The organism is Phreatobacter sp. (genome assembly GCF_022843985.1).
GTDB lineage: Bacteria > Pseudomonadota > Alphaproteobacteria > Rhizobiales > Phreatobacteraceae > Phreatobacter.
Window position 1 is genome coordinate 26,723 of sequence record NZ_JALHMP010000019.1, and the last position, 18,756, is coordinate 45,478.

General features: G+C 68.1%; 20 protein-coding genes. 10 read left to right on the forward strand and 10 right to left on the reverse strand.

Annotated features, from left to right (window positions below):
* Positions 1-252 precede the first annotated feature (252 nt).
* On the forward strand, positions 253-1,002 hold the full coding sequence (gene fliP, locus Q0C57_RS13910) for a flagellar type III secretion system pore protein FliP (RefSeq protein WP_296577030.1): 750 nt from the start codon (positions 253-255) through the stop codon (positions 1,000-1,002).
* Between the two features lie 22 nt (positions 1,003-1,024).
* Here fliP and Q0C57_RS13915 read toward each other — a convergent pair whose 3' ends face one another.
* The 5 genes from Q0C57_RS13915 to fliL all read right to left on the reverse strand — a co-directional run bounded on the left by Q0C57_RS13915 (position 1,025) and on the right by fliL (position 7,770).
* Positions 1,025-4,612 carry a hypothetical protein gene (locus tag Q0C57_RS13915; RefSeq protein ID WP_296577031.1) on the reverse strand — a complete coding sequence of 1,196 codons (3,588 nt, stop codon included), beginning with the start codon at positions 4,610-4,612 and terminating at the stop codon, positions 1,025-1,027.
* Positions 4,613-4,715: 103 nt separating this feature from the next.
* A complete protein-coding gene (locus Q0C57_RS13920) occupies positions 4,716-5,450 on the reverse strand; it encodes a flagellar protein FlbB (protein WP_296577032.1) in 735 nt (244 codons plus the stop codon).
* Positions 5,451-5,460: 10 nt separating this feature from the next.
* Positions 5,461-5,946: a DUF6468 domain-containing protein gene (locus Q0C57_RS13925; RefSeq protein WP_296577033.1), complete on the reverse strand. Its 486-nt coding sequence runs from the start codon at positions 5,944-5,946 to the stop codon at positions 5,461-5,463.
* Positions 5,946-7,103, reverse strand: a complete 1,158-nt coding sequence (fliM, locus tag Q0C57_RS13930) for a flagellar motor switch protein FliM (protein ID WP_296577034.1) — start codon at positions 7,101-7,103, stop codon at positions 5,946-5,948. The genes Q0C57_RS13925 and fliM overlap by 1 nt, the downstream gene beginning before the upstream one ends.
* Positions 7,104-7,113: 10 nt before the next feature.
* On the reverse strand, positions 7,114-7,770 hold the full coding sequence (fliL, locus tag Q0C57_RS13935; protein ID WP_366937830.1) for a flagellar basal body-associated protein FliL: 657 nt from the start codon (positions 7,768-7,770) through the stop codon (positions 7,114-7,116).
* A gap of 174 nt (positions 7,771-7,944) precedes the next feature.
* On the opposite strand from fliL, the gene flgF reads away from it, so the two are divergent.
* The 5 genes from flgF (at position 7,945) to Q0C57_RS13960 (ending at position 12,045) form a co-directional block, all read left to right on the forward strand.
* Positions 7,945-8,694 carry a flagellar basal-body rod protein FlgF gene (gene flgF, locus Q0C57_RS13940; RefSeq protein WP_296577035.1) on the forward strand — a complete coding sequence of 250 codons (750 nt, stop codon included), beginning with the start codon at positions 7,945-7,947 and terminating at the stop codon, positions 8,692-8,694.
* Between the two features lie 12 nt (positions 8,695-8,706).
* Positions 8,707-9,495, forward strand: a complete 789-nt coding sequence (gene flgG, locus Q0C57_RS13945) for a flagellar basal-body rod protein FlgG (RefSeq protein WP_296577036.1) — start codon at positions 8,707-8,709, stop codon at positions 9,493-9,495.
* Between the two features lie 8 nt (positions 9,496-9,503).
* Positions 9,504-10,499, forward strand: a complete 996-nt coding sequence (gene flgA / locus Q0C57_RS13950) for a flagellar basal body P-ring formation chaperone FlgA (protein ID WP_296577037.1) — start codon at positions 9,504-9,506, stop codon at positions 10,497-10,499.
* A 50-nt stretch (positions 10,500-10,549) separates the two neighbouring features.
* The gene (gene flgH / locus Q0C57_RS13955; protein WP_296577038.1) at positions 10,550-11,284 is read left to right on the forward strand and encodes a flagellar basal body L-ring protein FlgH; all 735 of its coding nucleotides are present in this window, start codon (positions 10,550-10,552) and stop codon (positions 11,282-11,284) included.
* Between the two features lie 296 nt (positions 11,285-11,580).
* Complete coding sequence (locus Q0C57_RS13960) at positions 11,581-12,045, forward strand: hypothetical protein (protein ID WP_296577039.1); 465 nt, start codon at positions 11,581-11,583, stop codon at positions 12,043-12,045.
* A 13-nt stretch (positions 12,046-12,058) separates the two neighbouring features.
* On the opposite strand, the gene Q0C57_RS13965 is transcribed toward Q0C57_RS13960, so the two are convergent.
* From Q0C57_RS13965 to Q0C57_RS13975, 3 genes are all read right to left on the reverse strand, one after another.
* A complete protein-coding gene (locus Q0C57_RS13965; RefSeq protein ID WP_296577040.1) occupies positions 12,059-12,265 on the reverse strand; it encodes a hypothetical protein in 207 nt (68 codons plus the stop codon).
* Between the two features lie 167 nt (positions 12,266-12,432).
* The gene (dksA, locus tag Q0C57_RS13970; protein WP_296577041.1) at positions 12,433-12,849 is read right to left on the reverse strand and encodes an RNA polymerase-binding protein DksA; all 417 of its coding nucleotides are present in this window, start codon (positions 12,847-12,849) and stop codon (positions 12,433-12,435) included.
* A gap of 198 nt (positions 12,850-13,047) precedes the next feature.
* A complete protein-coding gene (locus tag Q0C57_RS13975) occupies positions 13,048-13,482 on the reverse strand; it encodes a flagellar assembly protein FliX (protein WP_296577042.1) in 435 nt (144 codons plus the stop codon).
* Positions 13,483-13,718: 236 nt separating this feature from the next.
* Here Q0C57_RS13975 and Q0C57_RS13980 point away from each other — a divergent pair, with 236 nt between their 5' ends.
* From Q0C57_RS13980 to Q0C57_RS13995, 4 genes are all read left to right on the forward strand, one after another.
* The gene (locus Q0C57_RS13980) at positions 13,719-14,819 is read left to right on the forward strand and encodes a flagellar basal body P-ring protein FlgI (protein ID WP_296577043.1); all 1,101 of its coding nucleotides are present in this window, start codon (positions 13,719-13,721) and stop codon (positions 14,817-14,819) included.
* Entirely contained in the window at positions 14,819-15,148 is a 330-nt protein-coding gene (locus Q0C57_RS13985; RefSeq protein ID WP_296577044.1) for a rod-binding protein, read from the forward strand. Before Q0C57_RS13980 ends, Q0C57_RS13985 begins: the two co-directional genes overlap by 1 nt.
* A 3-nt stretch (positions 15,149-15,151) precedes the next feature.
* Positions 15,152-15,631 (forward strand): hypothetical protein, encoded by a 480-nt coding sequence (locus Q0C57_RS13990; protein WP_296577045.1) that lies wholly within the window; start codon positions 15,152-15,154, stop codon positions 15,629-15,631.
* Between the two features lie 153 nt (positions 15,632-15,784).
* On the forward strand, positions 15,785-16,222 hold the full coding sequence (locus Q0C57_RS13995) for a flagellar protein FlaG (protein ID WP_296577046.1): 438 nt from the start codon (positions 15,785-15,787) through the stop codon (positions 16,220-16,222).
* A 66-nt stretch (positions 16,223-16,288) separates the two neighbouring features.
* Here the strand turns inward: Q0C57_RS13995 and Q0C57_RS14000 are convergent, their stop codons facing one another.
* On the reverse strand, positions 16,289-17,152 hold the full coding sequence (locus Q0C57_RS14000; RefSeq protein ID WP_296577047.1) for a DMT family transporter: 864 nt from the start codon (positions 17,150-17,152) through the stop codon (positions 16,289-16,291).
* Positions 17,153-17,246: 94 nt separating this feature from the next.
* On the reverse strand, positions 17,247-18,638 hold the full coding sequence (gene fumC / locus Q0C57_RS14005; RefSeq protein WP_296577048.1) for a class II fumarate hydratase: 1,392 nt from the start codon (positions 18,636-18,638) through the stop codon (positions 17,247-17,249).
* Between the last annotated feature and the right edge of the window lie 118 nt (positions 18,639-18,756).

Consider the following 18,756-nt stretch of genomic DNA (forward strand, 5'->3'; position numbering starts at 1 on the left):
ATCCACCTCCCTGCCGCGCCGGAACAGCGGAATCGCCGGTTTCGGCCCGCGGCGGACATCCGGGCCGCAGCACGCGACGATGACAGGGGACTTTCACCGCCTTCCGGGCCCAATCCGCCGCCGCCTGGCGGCAGGCCCGCCGCCCAGGCCGGCGCGTCGCCCCCACAGGCCTGCCCCCCGACCTGCTAAGCTTGCCAGCAGCGATTCGGATGGCGCGGAACGGCAATGGCCCCGACGACCCCACATGGCAGGATGCCCAGGCGCCCGGCATTGCGCCGCGCGGCGGTGCTGTGTGCCCTCGTTGCCGCTGGCCTTGCCGCCGGTCCGGCCGCTGCCCAGGACATCTCGATCAATCTCGGCCAGGGTGCCGGCGTCAACGAGCGGGTCATCCAGCTCATCGGCCTCATCACCATTCTGTCGGTCGCCCCCTCCATCCTGATCATGGTGACCAGCTTCGTGCGCATCGCCGTGGTGCTCTCACTGCTGCGCACGGCCATCGGCACCCAGACCGCGCCGCCCAACGCGGTCATTGTCGGCCTGTCGCTTTTCCTGACCGGTTTCGTCATGGCGCCGACGCTGCAGCAGAGCTACGACCTCGGCGTCAGACCGCTGATCGAGAACCAGATCGAACTGCCGCAGGCCTTCGAGCGCGCCTCCGGACCGTTCCGGGACTTCATGCTGAAACATGTGCGGGAGAACGATTTGGCGCTGTTCCAGGAGCTCTCCCGGGAACCGGTGCCGGCGACGCCCCAGGAGGTCTCGTTCCGCGTGCTCGTCCCCGCCTTCATGATCTCCGAGCTGCGCCGCGCCTTCGAGATCGCCTTCCTGCTCTTCGTGCCCTTCCTCGTCATCGACCTGGTCGTGGCCTCGGTCCTCATGTCCATGGGCATGATGATGTTGCCACCGATCACGGTCTCGATGCCGTTCAAGCTGATCTTCTTCGTGCTGGTCGACGGCTGGAATCTCGTCGCCGGCAGCCTGGTGCGAAGTTTCGGCACCTAGGTAGAGCGCGCAACTCCTCGCCTCATCCCTGGCGCGGCGTCGCGCCGGTCGGCGTGTCGGATTGCTGCGCGGGCGGCTCGGCGGCGCCGGGTGTCTCGTTCGGATAGCGCTCGCGATAGTTCTTCAGGAAAGCGTCCAGCGTGTCACGGTCGGCGATGGACTTGGCAATCTCGCGATATTCGACGCCGCGCGCCTCGATGGGTGAGGTCACCACGTCGAAGGAACGCTCGTCCGGCGTGCCCTTCATGGCCTCGCGCCAGCGGTTGCGCAGGCGGTCGAGGCCGAGGGCGTCGTCCACCAGTGCATAGCCGATCGCCGCCCTGAGGAGATGGCGCCGCTCGTCGTTGCCGAGGGGGGCGTTGCCGGAGCGGGCCGAGACCCAGCGTTCGCTCTGCTCGGCCGACTCGCGGTGCCGTTGGGCGCCCCAGTGGATGTCAGCGCGAAGCATCTCGGCTTCCGGCGTCTGGATGCCGGAGAGCATTTCCAGCGCCTGGTCGGGCCGGCCGGCATCGGCATGGGCGCGGGCCTCGAGCAGGTAGCGCTGGACCCGCAATTCCTCCGGGAGATCGGCAAGGCGCGTCGTGCGCAGCGCCTGGAGGGCTGCCGCGGGCTTGCGGTTGCTCAAATGGATCAGGGCCAGCCGGGCTGCGACCTGCGACCGGGCCGCCCCCGTCAGGCGCCGGTCGATCTGGTGCTGTAGCAGCGCTGCCGCCTGGTCGAGAAGGTCCATGCCTGCGAGCCGGTCGGCCAGGCGGCGGATGATCTCGTCGCCGCGGCGTCCCTGCGGGGTCATGTCGCGGAAATCAAAATAGAGTGCCAGCGCATCGACCGGCTTCATCTGGTCGGCATTGCCGTCAAGGAACAGCCGCTCGAAATGGCGGGCGACGTCGTCCTGCATGCCGCGCACTGTTTCCGAGCGCGGATGGGCACGCATCGCCAGCCGCATGGTGGTGAAGGCCTCGCGGAACTGGCCCTGGTCGGCATAGAGCTTGGCGAGCAGGGCAAGCGTCCGGGCCTCGACCTCGTCACCGCGCCAGCTGTAGCTCTGCACCTCGAGTTCCTCGATCGCCGCCTTGCGGTCGATCTCGCCGAGGCGGTGGCGGGCAGCGAGCAAGCGTTGCTCGGCATCGGCACGGACCGGCAGGTCGGGCCCGTTGGCGGCGCGGCCATAGGCGACCACGGCGTCGCGGTCCATGCCCTTGGCCTCGATGACGCGCCCGCGCAGGAGGGCGAACTGCTGCTCGGCGGACGGCGGGATGCCGATCTCCTGCAACTCGGCGAGATGCTTGTCGGCGCGCTCGACCGCACCGCTGTCGAGCGCCGCCTCGATGGCACGCACCAGGATCGCCCGCGCCAGCGGATGCGGCAGGGTCGCCGGCGACACGTCGGAGCCCTCGAACGTGTCGTGCGCCTCGCGCGACCGGCCATCCATGGCGAGCGCCGTGGCGCGCCACAGCGCGATGTCCGGTGCGTTCGCCATGGCCGGATGGGCGAATTCCCGCAGTGCATCGGCCGGGCGGTGCATCATGATCGAGACCACACCGCGGAGGCCCTGAATCGCGCCGTCCTCGGCGATCCGCCGGTCCTGCCGCACGATGGCGTCGAGGACAGCCTTGGCCTCCGCCCAGCGCTGCTGCGCCATGTAGAACCGCACGAGGTCGAGGCGTCTGGCGGTTCGCTGCGTGTCGTGGACGGCGGCCGCGGTCGCAATCAGATCGCCCTCGCGCTCGCGGAACGGGGCGCGTTCATCCGCCGCCCAGAGTTCGAGATCGAAAGTGATCGTCCGGGGCCGCCGCACCATGCGCTGGACCGGCGTTGGCTTGGCGAGGCCGGCGCTGAGCAGCAGGCCGGAGGGGCGGCCGATATTGACCTGATCGCCCGAGATCGTCACCGACAGGTCGTCGGCAAGGGGCTGGAACACGAGACCGTGGCTTCCCGCCAGCGCGACGAACTCGACCATTTCCCGAGGCTGGACGAAGGACCGTGCAGGCCCCGCGCCGGTCACCACCAGCAGCGTGTCGCCGGCCAGCGGGTCGGCGAGGCGATGCACCGAGCCGGCATTGGGAAAATCGACGGTCGCGATCAGCCGGTCGCCCTGCTCGGTGGCGCGGGAGAGATGCATCGGGCGCGGCGGCTCCAGGATACTGTCAGCCAGCGTGACGATCCAGGCGAGGCCGTCGCGGCTGGCCGATGCCAGGCTCTGGCGCTCCAGACCGATGCGCACGGCGATGCCGTTGCGCGAGCGGGAGGCGTCGACGGAGGAGAAAATGCCGGCGGCTTCGGCCTGGAGCCCGGCGAGCGCCACCTCCTCCAGCGTGTCGAAGACGAGCCAGAGCGTGTCGCCGCGCTGGAAGACGGCACCGGGCGTCTCGCGGGTGAAGGGGACGAGAATGCGGACGGTTCCCCCGGCGCGACGCGCCTGCATGGCGACCGGTCCGGCGGCCGGCGGCGCCGGTGGGACGGCCGGGTCGGCGGTCTCGACATGCGCCGGCGCCGCGACTGGAGCAATGGGAGGGCCCGCTGCGACGGCGGGAGCGGCGGGTTCGGCAGCGGCAGCAGGTGAAGCAACGGGTGCGAGCGGTGGCCGCGCGGCTTCGACTGGCGGCGGCGAGGGAGGCAGGCGTGGCATCGGCGGCAGGGCCGGTCGGGCGGCGACGAGCGGCGGCGTCGGCACATTGCCCGGCAGCATGGTGACGGCCGGCGGCACCAGCCCCGGCTGGCGCAACTGCGCGGCGGCCGGATCCCGCGGATTGACTGCGGCGCCGCGCATGGTCAGGTCGAGCACATAGGTGCCCTCCTCCCGGAATGCCCGCACATCAGCCTGTGGCGATACCGCCATGCGGAACACCAGTTCATCCGTCCCGGTATCGGCCTCGATCTCGCCGACGAAGGGCGGCAGCGCATCGCGCACCTGCCGGAGGTCGGAGGTAAAGGGCTTGGCGACGCGCAGCATTAGGCGGTCACCGCTCCGGTCGATCGAGATGGCGGCCGGCTCGGGCAGCGAGAAAACGAAGCGAGAGAAGGTCGGATGATTGCCGACCCGCACGGTCACCGCGGGCATGGTCCGCGCCACGCGCTGCGACTCGGCGAGACGGGCCCGCCGCTCGGCCTCGCGGGCGCGCCGCGTCAGTTCCTCGACCACGTCCAGCGGCAGACCCGGCGGCAGACCGCGCCAGTTGTCCGGCATCATGTCGACGAAGAGCCGCTCGCCCGCCTCCATGGAATTGACCGTGACACGCTGCGCCAGGGCGAAGCGGAGCGACTTGCCGTCAGGGTCGCGCCGGACGGCGGTGACATAGTCGCGCAGCACGGTCGTCAACGGGGCGACCTGGACATCGACCGGCTGCGAGAAGGCGATGACGAGGACCCCGCCGGTGACCTTCACCTCGGTGGGCACCTGCTGGTCGAAATGGAAGACGAGGCGGGCGAAGCCACCCGTGGTCGAGGCGGTCAGTTCGGCCTTGCTGACCGCGGGGCGCGCATCGGCGGCGGCGGGTGCCGGAGGGCGCGGAGCCTGCGCCTGCGCGCTCGACAGCGGGACATGGCAAAGCAGGGCGGCAGCAAGGCCGACCCGCGTCACACGCCATACGCACCACGCGTTCCCGTCCATGGGACTCGAATCTTCTGCCGGCCCTGGGGACCCGGCATGCGGCGGCTCCATGCCCCCGATTGCGGGGCATCATGGACATTCGTGATTAACACGGCGTTTCGCCTCAGCGGCTCGGCCGGCCCTCGATCTTCGGCAGCGTGTCGGGCGACACGACCCGCGGATCGGCCGCAGCCTGCTGGTTCGGCCGGCGCGCCAGTTCGGTCGTCAGGCGCTTGGCCTGCTCGGCCTGCATCTGTGCGATGACATCGGCGAGTTTCGGCGGGCGCATAGCACGGGCGACCTCGATCAGCACGTTCATGTCGAGGCTGTCGAAGATCCGTGCCGCATCCTTCGGCCGCATCGACTCGTACATGCTGACGACACCGCGGAAACGGGCCTGCTCGGCCTCGTCGCGGCGCTGTTCGAGCCCGGTGATGCGCGTCTCCAGTTCGCGCAATTCATTGACGCGCTGTTCCATGCGCCGCTCGGTGGCGCGCAACAGGTTCTCGCGCATGTCGAGTTCGCGCTGCCGGGTATCCAGTTCCTGACGGCGTTCCTGCAGGCGCTCGAGAATGGCGCGTTCGGCGGCCGAAACGGTGGGGGCCTGGGGCGCGGCGGCCTGCGGCAGGGGTTGCGGTGGAGGCGGCGCTGCCGCCGGGGCCGCTGCCGGAGCGGCCGCCGGCGTCGCACCTGTGGTGAGATCGGCATCGGCCGGCGATTCGATGCCGGGGATCGTCGTGTCCTGCGCCATGACCTGGCGAGGGCCGGCGAGATCCCCGCTGAGCAGTCCCACGGCCTTCAGGAACAGAAGACCGCCGGCCGCGAAGATGACGATGGGAAGAAGCCGCAGGTCCCGCATGGTTTATCCTCTAGGCGGCGCGCGTCTGCGCGCGCGCGGCGAAGGCCTTGGCCGCTGCCAGCGTCGAGGCGGCGCCCGCGGGGTGATTGTCGCCGGGGTCGCGGACGATGACCGGGATGATCGGCTCGACCGCCGGGATGGGCGGTCTGCGCGGCCGACCGGCGTCGCGGGCTGCCTCGGTGATCCGGCTGATGCGCTCCACCACGACCTCACCGGCCTTCACCTCGCGCTCGATGTCGACGAGAAAGCGTTCGGCGGTCCGCAGCCGCTCGCCGAGCGTGCCGTCGCATTCGCGCACCGTGACCTTCAGGCCCTGGATCGCCCGCTCGGCGATTTCGGTCGCGGTGATCAGTTCGGCGATCGTCGCCTTCAGCGACTGTTCGTCGGAGCGCAGCCGCTGCAGGCGCCGGTTGAGGGTGATGCAATAGGCGATGGTCGCCGCCAGCAGCCCTGCAACGAGAAGTTCCACCACCATCGACACGGTGAAGCTGGTCATCATGCCTCCTGTCCGCCCGAAGAGATCTGTTCGAATTGCGACATCGAGGTGCGACCGCGTCGCAGCGGCTTCTGGATCCGGATGGCGACCCTGTCACCCACCCGGCCCATGCGCCCCTCGGTCAACGTCTCGCTGCCACAGCGCACCTTGACCAGGGCATCCGGCTTCATGTCGAGGACGAGCGTGTCGCCGACCTTCAAGTTCATCAGCTTGCGCAGCGGAAACGCATTCTCGTAGAGGACAGCTTCCACATCCGTGCAAGACTGGAAGATCTCGGTCGCCAGGTGCCCCTCCCAGACCGGGTCGCGGCCGAGCTTCTCGCCGACGAAGGTCTGCATCAGGCGATCGCGGATGGGCTCCAGCGTCGCATAGGGCAGCAGCATCTCGATCGAGCCGCCGCGCTCTTCCATATCGATGCGGAAGCGCACGAGGATGGCGGCATTGTTGGGCCGCGAGATGGCGGCGAAGCGCGGATTGGTCTCCAGCCGGTCGATCTTGAAGGTGACCGGCGAGATCGGCCGGAAAGCCGCCTCGGCATCGGCCAGGATGACCTCGATCATCCGCTTGACGAGGCCCATCTCGATGGTCGTGTAGGGACGCCCCTCGACGCGGATGGCGGTGACGCCGCGGCGGCCGCCCAGCAGCACGTCGATAATCGAGTAGATCAGGCTCGAATCGACCGTGGCGATGCCGAAATTGTCCCATTCCTCGGCCTTGAAGATGGAGAGGATGGCCGGCAGCGGGATCGAGTTCAGATAGTCGGCGAAGCGGACAGCATGGATCCGGTCGAGCGAGACCTCGACATTGTCGGAGGTGAAGTTGCGCAAGGAGGTCGTGAGCAGCCGCACCAGGCGGTCGAACACGATATCGAGCATCGGCAGACGCTCGTAGGCGACCATGGCGGAGTCGATGATGGCGCGGATGCCGCCATTGTCGGACAGCGCCAGGTCTTCGATCGAGAAGCCGAGGAGATTGTCGATCTCCTCCTGGTTGAGGATGCGCTCGGCGCCGCCCTTCGAGCCGGCGCTGACATGGGCCATGCCGTCTTCGCCGACGGATTCCCACGTCTGTTCTGCATCCGATCCCGAGGAGCCCTGCTCCTCCAGCGCCATGCCCCATTCGGCGGCAAGGGCATCCTGATCGATATCGCCAGCCATGGTCAGACCGTCACTGCACGACGATTTCGCGGAACAGCACGGCGTTGACCCGTGCCGGGTGGACGGCGGTATTGACCCGCCGGGTCAACTCGTCGCGCAGCCGGAAGATGCCGGCCGAGCCCTCGATGTCGGACGGGCGCATCTCACGCAGATAGAGCTGAAAGGCGTCGACCACCCGCGGCATGATCGGCTTGATCTGGTCAGCGACCTTGGAATCCGTCACCTCAAGGGCAACCTTGACCCTCAGATATTGCGGCCGGTCCTGTCCGACCGACAGGTTCACGGTCATGTCCGGCAGATCAACGAAGGCCACCGGCTTGACCGCCTGAACAGGGGGAGCGGCCGCGGTCTCCGGCTTCTTCTTGAGGAAGAAAAACCAGCCGCCACCGCCCAGCGCGATCACTGCGACCGCAGCGCCCGCGATCATGATCATCTTCTTCTTGCCGCCGCCGGCCTCCGCCGCGACGCCCTCTTCGGCGTCCTCGCCGTCCGCTTCAGGCTTCTTCGGTTTCTTCGCCATCAGTGAATGCCCCGGATTCTCTGAATGGGACAATGGCGCCCCAATGGTTAACGCCTCGTTTATTTTCGTTAAGCGCGCGGCAAGATTTGCCGGGACGAAACGGCCGGGCGGACCATTCGTGCCGCCCGCCGCCCCACCAGAGACCATGGTTAAGCAATTGATATTCCTTGCATCGAGCAGTTGGCACGAAGGCTGCGTGATGGTCTTCGGTCACCGGGCCCGTTTGGGAGAACGGATACGGGGGCCAACTGGGGAGCACCGCTTCGGACGACCGTCTTGGGAGAGACGGTCCGGCGAGGCGGACACGAAGGGACTGGTCCGATGGAGAATATTGGTCTCGTCGGCCTTTCGCGGCAGGTCGCCCTGCAGCGGGAGCTCGAGGTCATTGCGAACAACCTCGCCAACTTGAACACCACGGGGTTCAAGCAGGACGACGTCGTGTTCCAGGAGTACCTGATGCCTGTCGCGCGGGACGATACGTTCCAGCGCGGCGCCGATCGCCGCATGTCATTCGTCTGGGACCGCGCCACCACGACCAACCTCGCCCAGGGCGGCGTCACCCAGACCGGCAATTCGCTCGACGCGGCCATCAACGGCCGCGGCCTCTTCGTCGTCCAGACACCGGAAGGCGAGCGCTACACCCGCAACGGCTCCTTCGAGCTCAATGCCCAGAACCAGCTCGTCACCAAGCAGGGCCAGATCGTCCTCGGTGAGGGCGGCCCCATCGCCTTCGAGGCCAACGACGTCGGCATCACCATCGGTCGCGACGGTTCGGTCGCCTCCTCGGGCGGTGCCCGCGGTCGTCTGCGGGTGGTCGACGGCAACGTGCCGCGCGCCTTCGAGAAGGTCGGCGACAACCTCTTCCGCCTGCGCGACGGCGCCCAGGCGGTGGCCGTGCCCACCGCCGATGTGAGGCAGGGCGCTCTCGAATCCTCCAATGTCACGCCCGTTCTTGCTCTGTCGCGGATGATCGAGGTCACCCGCTCCTACCAGTCGCTGGCCTCGAGCCTCGAGCGCCACGACCAGATGCGGCGGGACGCCATCCGTTCCCTCGGCAACACGTCGACCTGAGGACGCTGAACCATGCGCGCGCTCCACACTGCCGCCAGCGGCATGAAGGCCCAGGAACTCACCGTCGAGGTGATCTCCAACAACATTGCCAACATGCGCACCACGGGATTCAAGCGCCAGCGCGCCGAGTTCCAGGACATGCTCTACGACCACCAGCGCCGAGCCGGCACCCAGAATTCGCAGCAGGGCAACCTTCTGCCGGTCGGCATTTCCGTGGGCTCCGGCGTCAAGGCCGCCGGCACCTCCCGGATCATGACGCAGGGCAACGTCCTGTCCACCGAGAAGGACTATGACGTCGCCATCCGCGGCGAGGGCTTCTTCCGCATCAGCCTTCCCGACGGCCGCACCGCCTTCACCCGCGACGGCTCCTTCGAGCGTAATGCCGACGGCCAGATCGTGACCGTCGACGGCTACCAGATCGAGCCGGGCATCACCGTGCCAAACAATGCCAGCGCCGTGACCATCAGCGCCGCCGGCGTGGTCCAGGCGACCCTGCCCGGCCAGACCGCGGCCCAGGTCATCGGCCAGATCCAGCTCTCCCGTTTCGTCAACAAGGCGGGTCTTGAATCGATGGGCGACAACCTCTTCATGGAGACCGCCGCCTCCGGTCAGGCGATCACCACCACGCCCGGCAACGAAGGCATGGGCTCGCTGCTGCAGAAGAACCTCGAGCAATCAAACGTCACCGCCGTCTCTGAAATCTCCGACCTGATCGCCGCCCAGCGCGCCTATGAGATGAATGCGCGCATCATCTCCGCGGCCGACCAGATGCTGCAGTCCACCTCGCAGCTGATGCGGTGAGGCTGATCATGGCCCGCGCCCGCAACCTCCTCGCCGCCACGCTGCTCGCCGGGCTGGTCCTGCCGGCCGGTGCGGATACGGGCCGCCCGGTACTCCGGCACGACGTCACCGTCGCCGGCGACATCGTGCGGCTCGGCGACCTCTTCGACAATGCCGGCCGTCATGCCGACGTCGCCGTCTTCCGCTCACCCGATCCCGGTCATACCGGCCAGGTCCCGGCCTGGCGGATCGTCGAGGCGGCGCGCCGCGCCGGGCTTGAACCCGAAACTGCCGACCGCGACCGCGATGTCAGCGTCACCCGGGACGCCCGCATCGTGCCGCTGGCGGAAATGGAGGAGAAGATCGCGGCGGCGCTCGCCAGCAGCCTCGGCCTCGGGGATTCCAGCCGCGTCCAGGTGGTCTTCGATCGCGGCACCCGTCCGCTGACGGTGGAGCGTCAGGCCAGCGGCCAGGTCGACATTCTGCGCCTCGACCATGATCCGCGCAGCGGCCGCTTCGATGCCGTCCTCGGCATCCGCGGCTCGGGACGTTCCGAGCGCGCCGGTGGATTCCGCGTTCATGGCACCGCCAACGAACTGGTCGAGTTTGCCGTGCCGGCCCGCACCATCGGTCGTGGCGAGGTCGTCCGCGCCTCCGACCTGGTCATCGACCGCAAGCCGCGCAACACCCTGCCGATGATGACCGCGGACACTGTTGTCTCCCTCGCTCAGGCCGTCGGCCTCGCCGCCCGCCGCCCGCTGTCGCCGGAGCGCCCGTTCCGGACCATCGACCTGATGAAACCGGAACTGGTCGAACGCAACGCCAACGTCATCATCATCGTCGAGCGTCCCGGCCTGTCGCTGACGATGCGTGGCAGGGCGCTCGAAGCCGGCGCCGAAGGCGACGTCATCCAGGTGGAGAACATCCAGTCGCGCAAGAGACTGCAGGCGGTGGTGACGGGCCTCAACCGGGTCTCGCTGGCGACACAGCCGACCACCCTCGCCGCCGCGACGAGGACCCCGTGATGACCGCCGCGCTCGCCACATCCCATCCTCGTTCCGCGTCAGGAACCGCCATGCGAACCGCCCGCCCGCTCCTCATCCTCCTGGCCGGCCTATCGACGGCCGCCTGCGGCGCGCCGGACCGGCTGCGCAATATCGGCCAGGCCCCGGCCCTCTCGGCGGTGGAGAACCCGCAGGCCCGCGCCGGCTACCGCCCGGTCTCCATGCCCATGCCGGAGCCGCAGCCGATCTCGCACAATCCGAACTCGCTCTGGCGCAACGGGTCGCGCGCCTTCTTCCGCGACCAGCGCGCCCAGCGCGTCGGCGACATCCTCACCGTCAAGGTCAGGTTCCAGGACCAGGCCAACATCCAGAACACCACGAACCAGTCGCGCACCGGCTCGCAGAGCATGGGCACCCCCAACCTCTTCGGCGCCGAACGGCTGATCGCGCGGACCGGGGCCGATCCCGCCAGCCTGGTGTCCACCACAGGCTCGAACTCCAACGAGGGCCGAGGCTCCGTGGCGCGGTCGGAGACCCTGACGACGAATGTCGCCGCCGTCGTCATGCAGGTCCTGCCCAACGGCAATCTCGTGCTCGAAGGCAAGCAGGAGATGCGGGTCAATTTCGAGGTGCGAGAACTGATCGTCGCTGGCGTCGTGCGGCCGGAGGATATCGAGAGCGACAACACCATCGACTCCAACAAGATCGCCCAGGCCCGCATCGGTTATGGCGGTCGCGGCCAGATCACCGATCAGCAGCAGCCGCGCTATGGCCAGCAGGTCCTCGACGTCCTCCTGCCCTTCTGACCAAACCCAGAGCTCCCAGCCGTCCCCGCTCCCCAGCGACTACGGCAAGTCCGGCGCCGCCCGCGTTCTCCCAACGCCGGCGGCGTCGGCATTTCGGGCCGCCGCGGCGATACAGGATATGCGCTCCCCGTGCGGCAGGGGCAAACACGATCCGCAACGCGAACCATGGCCTGGCGCGCTGTAACGGCGAAATCCGGTTGATGTCCGCACGGACGGCAAACGAGAATCCGCTTGCACGAGCAGGCATTCCATCGCGGTAGTCAGCGCTTGGCAGGACCTGGGCAGGGGCCGTGAACATGCGGGTAATCCGTTTCGTCGCAATCTTCGCCGCAGTGGCAGCCATCGTCACAGTGGCGGCGGTGACGGCGGCTTTCATGGTGTGGAGCATGATGTCGGTACAGCCGGGAACGGCGACGGCGCTATTTACGCTGTTCATCCTGGCACCGGGGGCCGGATTGGCCGCAGGGCTTTATTTTGCAGCACGGAGCGCGATGCGCACTGGCGGCGGGACGGGGCCGCGAGACGGGCAAGGGGCGCAGGGCCCGGCCATCCTGCTTGCCATTTTCGCCGGTCTCGCAGGATTTCTTGCCGGCTATGGCGGGACGCGGGCCTGGATCGACCTCAACTATACAGACCGATGGAGCAACCCGGCCGCGGCTCCTGTCTGGATTCCCCATGCGCCGGCTTTCGCCGGTGCCGCGCTTGCGCTCGTGCTCGCTGCGCTCGTCCTCGCCGGCCGGCGCGGCAGTGCGCGCCGCTGAGGCGCCCCTGTCCTTATCCCTGGCGACGACGCAGGCGGTCTACGATGACAAGCACAAGGCCGACGCCGGCGAACGTGCCGCAGAGCTGTCCGGCGAGGCGGAGCACCTCGGCCGGGTCGTTCGACTGCGGCGCGAGATAGGCCGCGCCGCCGAACAGAGCGACGGCGACCACGATCAGGAAAACACCGGCGCGGCCGAGCTTCAGCTTGGTCGACGACATTGATGGACTCCGGTGCGCAGGACATTGGCCCCGACCATCACTAGGCCGTCGAGGGCTTGACTGCTACAGCTCAACCGGCGGCAGAGGCCATGTCCCCGACCCGGCCCCATATCGAAACGGCCGCCCCGAGGGGCGGCCGCCTTGTCCCGATCGGGCGCGGTGGCGCCCTATTCGTCGCGGTAGACCCGCTCGCGACGCTCGTGGCGCTCCTGCGCCTCCAGCGACAGGGTGGCGATCGGCCGGGCCTCGAGGCGCTTCAGCGAAATCGGATCGCCGGTCTCCTCGCAGAACCCATAGGTGCCGTCCTCGATGCGGGCGAGTGCCGCGTCGATCTTGGCGATCAGCTTGCGCTGGCGGTCCCGGGCCCGCAATTCGATCGCACGGTCCGTCTCGGACGACGCGCGGTCGGCAATGTCCGGATGGTTCTGGTTCTCGTCCTGCAGGTTTTGCAGGGTTTCCTTGGCTTCGCGAAGGATGTCGTCCTTCCAAGCCAGCAGCTTCTTGCGGAAAAACTCTTTCTGCCGCTCGTTCATGAACGGCTCCGAGTCATTCGGGCGGTAATCCGCTTCCAACTCCAACGTCATGCGCCGAACCCCTCAAGATTCACGGTAAAAGTCTCCGTGTTTCGGCGCGCTCATAGCATTCGTCCCGAGGGCAGACAACCTGAAAGCAGGTCATGCAGCCGTCATGGAGCCGCGAGCGCAACCCCTGCAAAAGCAGAAACCGTGCCATAAGGCCTGATTTCCGGGATTCCCGTTGGTTCGACCGCCGATCGGCAGGATTCAGGCCTTTGCCGCGGCCTCGCGCTTGGCGATCTCCACCTGCGCCCTGAGGTCGATTTCCGCGAGGACAGAGTCGAGGCCGGGATCGCCCGAATCCTCGAGGCTCGCCGCGGTCAGGCTGCGCAGCTTGAGGAGCACCGCCGGCAGGGGCTCGCCGGCGAGGAGCGACAGCTTCAGGTCGTCGAGGAGGTCGAGGGACTGACGTCCGCGCTGCATGGCCCGTCGCCGTTTCTCGCGGCGGTCTTCCGGCTGCATGCCCTGCACCGCCAGCAGCGTCTCCAGACCGGCGGCCGCCATGGTCGGGCGGCTCGCGGCGGTCGCCGGCGATTCCGTCTTCTCGCCCGGCAGTTCGAAGGCCGTGCGGGGGCGATCGGCCTTCTGGGCCGGCTGGCCGGTTGTGACGGCGCCGATGGCAGGCGGCGTGATGATCCGCATGGGTCCCTCTCCGGAACGGCCACTTCAGCAAAGCGCAACAGGTGTTGAGCGACCGTTAAGAGAGCCCCGCCATGGTTAAGGGGCCGTTAATGCCCGGCAAGAGTTGCCGGGCAGTCGGCAGGATCCCCCCGAAATCCGCGCAACTGGAAAAAACTTTGTTAGCAAATCAAGGAGTTAAAAGCCAAATCCGGGTTGGCACGCCGCATGCTTGTCCATGACGACCCAAGGGGATCCCGATGTTCCGCCGCCTCGCCCTTCTTCTGAGCCTCCTGGCCCTTGCCGCTCCGGCCGGAGCCACGACCTCGCGCATCAAGGATCTGGTCGACGTCGAGGGCATCCGCGAGAACCAGCTCATCGGATACGGCCTCGTGGTTGGCCTCAACGGCACCGGCGACACGCTGAACAACTCGCCCTTCACCCGCCAGTCCATCCAGTCGATGATGGAGCGCCTCGGCGTCAATACGCGCGGCATGAACCTGCGCACCGCCAATGTCGCTGCCGTCATGGTCACCGCCAACCTGCCGCCCTTCGCCACCCAGGGCACGCGCATCGACCTCAAGGTCTCCGCCATGGGCGATTCCCGCTCGCTGCAGGGCGGCGAGCTCCTGGTCACCCCGCTCGTCGGCGCCGATGGCGAGGTCTATGCGGTCGGCCAGGGCGCCGTTGCCATCGCCGGCTTCCAGGCTCAGGGAGCGGCCGCCACCATCACCCGCGGCGTCCCGACCGTCGGGCGCGTCTCCAACGGCGGCATCGTCGAGCGGGAGGTCGCCTTCTCGATCAACCGCATGGCCTCGCTGAAGCTCGCCCTGCGCAATCCCGACCTGACCACGGCGCGCCGCATCGCCGCCGCCATCAACGACTTCATCGGGGCCCCGGCGGCCGAGCCAACCGACCCCGCCACTATCCACCTCAAGGTACCGCCGCGCTTCGAGGGCAACATCGTCGCCCTGCTCACCGAGATCGAGCAGTTGCGCGTCCAGCCCGACCAGGTGGCGAAGGTGGTCATCGACGAAGCCTCCGGCATCATCGTCATGGGCAAGGACGTCCGGGTCTCGACCGTGGCAATCGCCCAGGGCAACCTCACCGTGACGGTGTCCGAGCGACCACAGGTCGTCCAGCCCAACCCCCTCGCCCAGGGCGAAACCGTCGTCGTGCCCCGCACCCAGATCCAGGCGACCGAGGAGGGCAAGCGCCTCGCCCTGGTCCGCGAGGGGGTGTCGCTGCAGGAACTGGTCGACGGCCTCAACGCCCTCGGCATCGGCCCGCGTGACATGATCGCCATTCTGCAGGCCATCAAGGCCGCCGGCGCCCTTCAGGCCGAGATCGAGGTGCTGTGATGCGCAGCCTGACCCCCGAAGTCACCGCCGTCAACGCCGCCACACCCGCCGCCGCCCGGGTCACGGGATCGCGCGAGCAGCGTGCCTGGTCACAGGCGCAGAATTTCGAGCAGGTGTTCCTCAACACCATGTTCTCGCAGATGTTCACCGGCATCGGCACGGAATCGCCGCTCGGCGGCAAGCAGAGCGAAGCCTGGCGTGGAATGCTGGTCGACGAATATGCCAAGTCGGTCACCGGCCAGGGCGGCGTCGGCCTAGCCAACCATGTCTATCGTGAACTGATCGGCGCGCAGGAAGCCGCGCCCCGCCGTGTTCCGGCCAGGAGCTGACCCATGCAGCACCCCGCCACCCGTCCCGTTCCGCCACCCTTCGCCAGCGCCGCGGAGGCCATCGCCTTCGCCAACGGGCTGCGCGCCACCATGACGGAGCTCAGGGCCGTGCTGGCCGAGGAGACGGCTCTGGTTCGCGCCGCCCAGATCAAGGCCGCGCAGCCCTTCGAGGCGCGCAAGACCGAGCTGTCGCATCGCTACCTCGCCGATCTCGCCCGCCTCAAGCTGCACAGCGCTGCCCTGCGAACCCATGCCGGCGCCGCGCTTGCCGGACTGGAAGCTGAGCATGCCGCCCTGCAGGACGCACTGCAGGTGAATCTCGCCGTCCTCGCCACCGCCCATGCCGTCGCCGAGGGCATCATCCGCCATGTCTCGCAGGCGGTTCAGGCGCGCCGAGCCCCGGCCGGCTACGGTGCCAACGGCCGCGCCACGGCGCCCGCCCCCCGTGCGAGCGCGCCGGTCGCCGTGGTCCGGAGTCTTTGACGGCCGGCGACGAACATTCGCACATGATTTTCAAGAATAATGCATCGCAACATTTACCATATGTCCTAACGAGAGCTTAGGACATCGGGTTCATGATCCGGCACTTGGGAGAAGAGGGATCACGAGGTCCTTCCCCCGCAGGGAGTACCGGTCATGGACATCCCGTCCACACGACCGGCCGTCGGAACGAATTCTACCGGGCGGCCGGATCCCGTCCAGTACCGCGAAGCGGTGCGGACGGAATTGCCCCGCGCACAGCGGGTGACACAGCCTCCGTCGAACAGCGCCGGATCGGCGCTGGACGATCGACGCCCTGGCGACGTCGCCGCGCGCGACGAGCGCATCCTCGCCGACCGCCGCGCCCGCATGGAGCGCATCGCCGACACGATCCGGGAATCGCTCCAGCGCCGGATCGAGAAGGACGAAGCCGCGGGACTTCTCGTCTATCGCACGGTCGACAAGGAGACCGGCGAGGTGGTGCGGCAATATCCCGACGAGATGGTGCTGAAGCTCAGGGCCTATGCACGCGAGATGGCGCGCAAGGAGGAGAACGAGGCGGCCGACACCCGGCGGGTCGAACGGGTCGCCTGACCCTCGCCGCACCCCTGACCACCACGACCGCCCCGGAAGGGCGGCTTTTGGCGTTGCGGATCCAGGTTATCCACCGCCCCTGCGCGGGGCGAGCAGGATCAGGGTCACGCCGGCGAGGACCACCGCCGATCCCGCGATCATCCGCATGTCGAAACTGTCGCCGGTGATCAGCACGCCGAGACCGATGGCCATCAGCGGGCACATCAGCGTTAGCGTCGAGATGAGATTGGCCTCGTATTTCATGATCAGTTTGAAGAACAGGCTGTGCCCGAGAAGCGAGACGAACAGCGCCGTGTAGACGAGCGCCATGAGAAAGGGCCAGCCGGCATGCACCGCCCGCTCCAGTTGGTTCGTCTCCAGGGCCATCGAGCCGAAGGCGAGCGGGATCGACGAGGCGAACCCTACCCAGGCCTGGAACTGCAGCGGCTGCACATTGTGCATCTTCTTCATCAGCACGACGCCGAAGGCCGATGCGAAGGCGCTGCCGAGGACGAAGATCAGGCCGACCGAGAGCACGAAGCCCTGAGGATCGTACATGACGAGGACAGCGCCCGCGAAGGCGAGCGCGATACCGGTGCCGCGGCGCCAGTCGATCCGCTCGCCGAGCATGACCACCGACAGGAGGGCGGTGATCGGCACGCCGAGCTGTGTCACCACCGCCGCGCTCGACGGCGTCGCCGTCATCAGGCCGATGGAAACGAGGCCAAATCCCCCCGCCCCCATCATCAAGCCGACCAGCGCGATGCGCCAGCGCGGCCGCGGCCAGGGCAGCAGCCAGGGCAGCGCCACCAGCAGCACCAGGACGAAGCGGAGCGAGGAGAACAGGAGCGGCGGAATGTCGAGATGAACGAGCGCCAGCTTCGTCACGATGAAATTGGTTGCCCAGATCAGGCAGACCAGCATCAGAAGGGCGAAGTCGCGCAGGAGCATTCTCCCGCTTGCGACAGCACGGGCCCGGGCGCAACCGGCTGGGCCGCGCGGCAGTCATGCCGGGGCGCCGCCCCGCGGTCGGATCCAGCCCGGATCAGCCCGGCGCGATCATCTTGCGCGGGTCGACCAGACGGTCATAGTCCGCGGCGCTGACGAGGCCGGTCTTCAGCGCCTCCTCCCTCAGCGTCGTGCCGTTAGCGTGCGCGGTCTTGGCGATCTTCGCCGCCGCGTCGTAGCCGATCGTCGGGGCGAGCGCCGTCACCAGCATGAGCGAGCGCTCGACACCGGCGCGGATATTGTCCTCGCGCGGGACGATGCCGACGACGCAATGGTCGGTGAAGGAGACCGCGGCATCGGCCATCAGCCGCACCGATTGCAGGAAATTATAGGCCATGACCGGGTTGAAGACGTTCAGCTCGAAATGGCCCTGGCTGCCGGCGAAGGTCAGCGCGGCATGATTGCCGAAGATCTGGACGCAGACCTGCGTCAGCGCCTCGCACTGGGTCGGATTGACCTTGCCCGGCATGATCGAGGAGCCCGGCTCGTTCTCCGGCAGCGCCAGTTCGCCGAGGCCGGCGCGCGGGCCCGAGCCGAGAAAGCGGATGTCGTTGGCGATCTTGAAGAGCGAGGCCGCCACCGTGTTGATCGCCCCGTGCGAGAAGACCATCGCGTCATGGGCGGCGAGCGCCTCGAACTTGTTCGGCGCCGAGGTGAACGGCAGGCCGGTGATCGCGGCGATCCGCTCGGCAACCGCAGTGGCGAAACCGACGGGGGCATTGAGCCCGGTGCCGACGGCGGTGCCGCCCTGTGCCAGTTCCATCAGCGCCGGCAGCGTCAGTTCGATCCGGGCGATGCCGTTCGCCACCTGCTGCGCGTAGCCGGAAAATTCCTGGCCCAGCGTCAGCGGCGTCGCGTCCTGGGTATGGGTGCGGCCGATCTTGATGATCTCCGTCCAGGCGCGCGCCTTGGCATCGAGGGCCGCATGCAGATGGGTCAGGGCCGGCAGCAGGCGATGCACGATCTCCTCGGCACAGGCAACATGCATGGCGGTCGGAAAGGTGTCGTTCGACGACTGGCTCATATTGACGTGGTCGTTGGGATGGACCGGTGTCTTGGAGCCCAGCGTCCCGCCGGCCATCTCGATGGCGCGGTTGGAGATCACCTCGTTGGCGTTCATGTTCGACTGTGTGCCAGAGCCGGTCTGCCAAACCACCAGCGGGAAATGGTCGTCGAGCCGGCCGTCGATCACCTCCTGCGCCGCGGCGACGATCGTCGCGCCGATCGCCGGGTCGAGCCGGCCGAGTGCCATGTTGGTCTCGGCGGCCGCCCGCTTGACGATGCCGAGCGCCCGCACGATGGCCGCCGGCTGCTTTTCCAAGCCGATCCGGAAATTGCCGAGGGAGCGCTGCGCCTGGGCTCCCCAGTAGCGGTCGGACGCAACGGCGATGGGGCCGAACGTGTCGGTTTCGATGCGGGTTTTCGCCATGAATCGGTCTCCGGAGGCCGTCCGGCGGGGGGACGGGCCATCGACGTCGCGGGGAGCCCGCGCGGTCTCGATACGCCTCCGGGATAGACCCGAAGCACGCGGCGCGCAATCGGGCAGG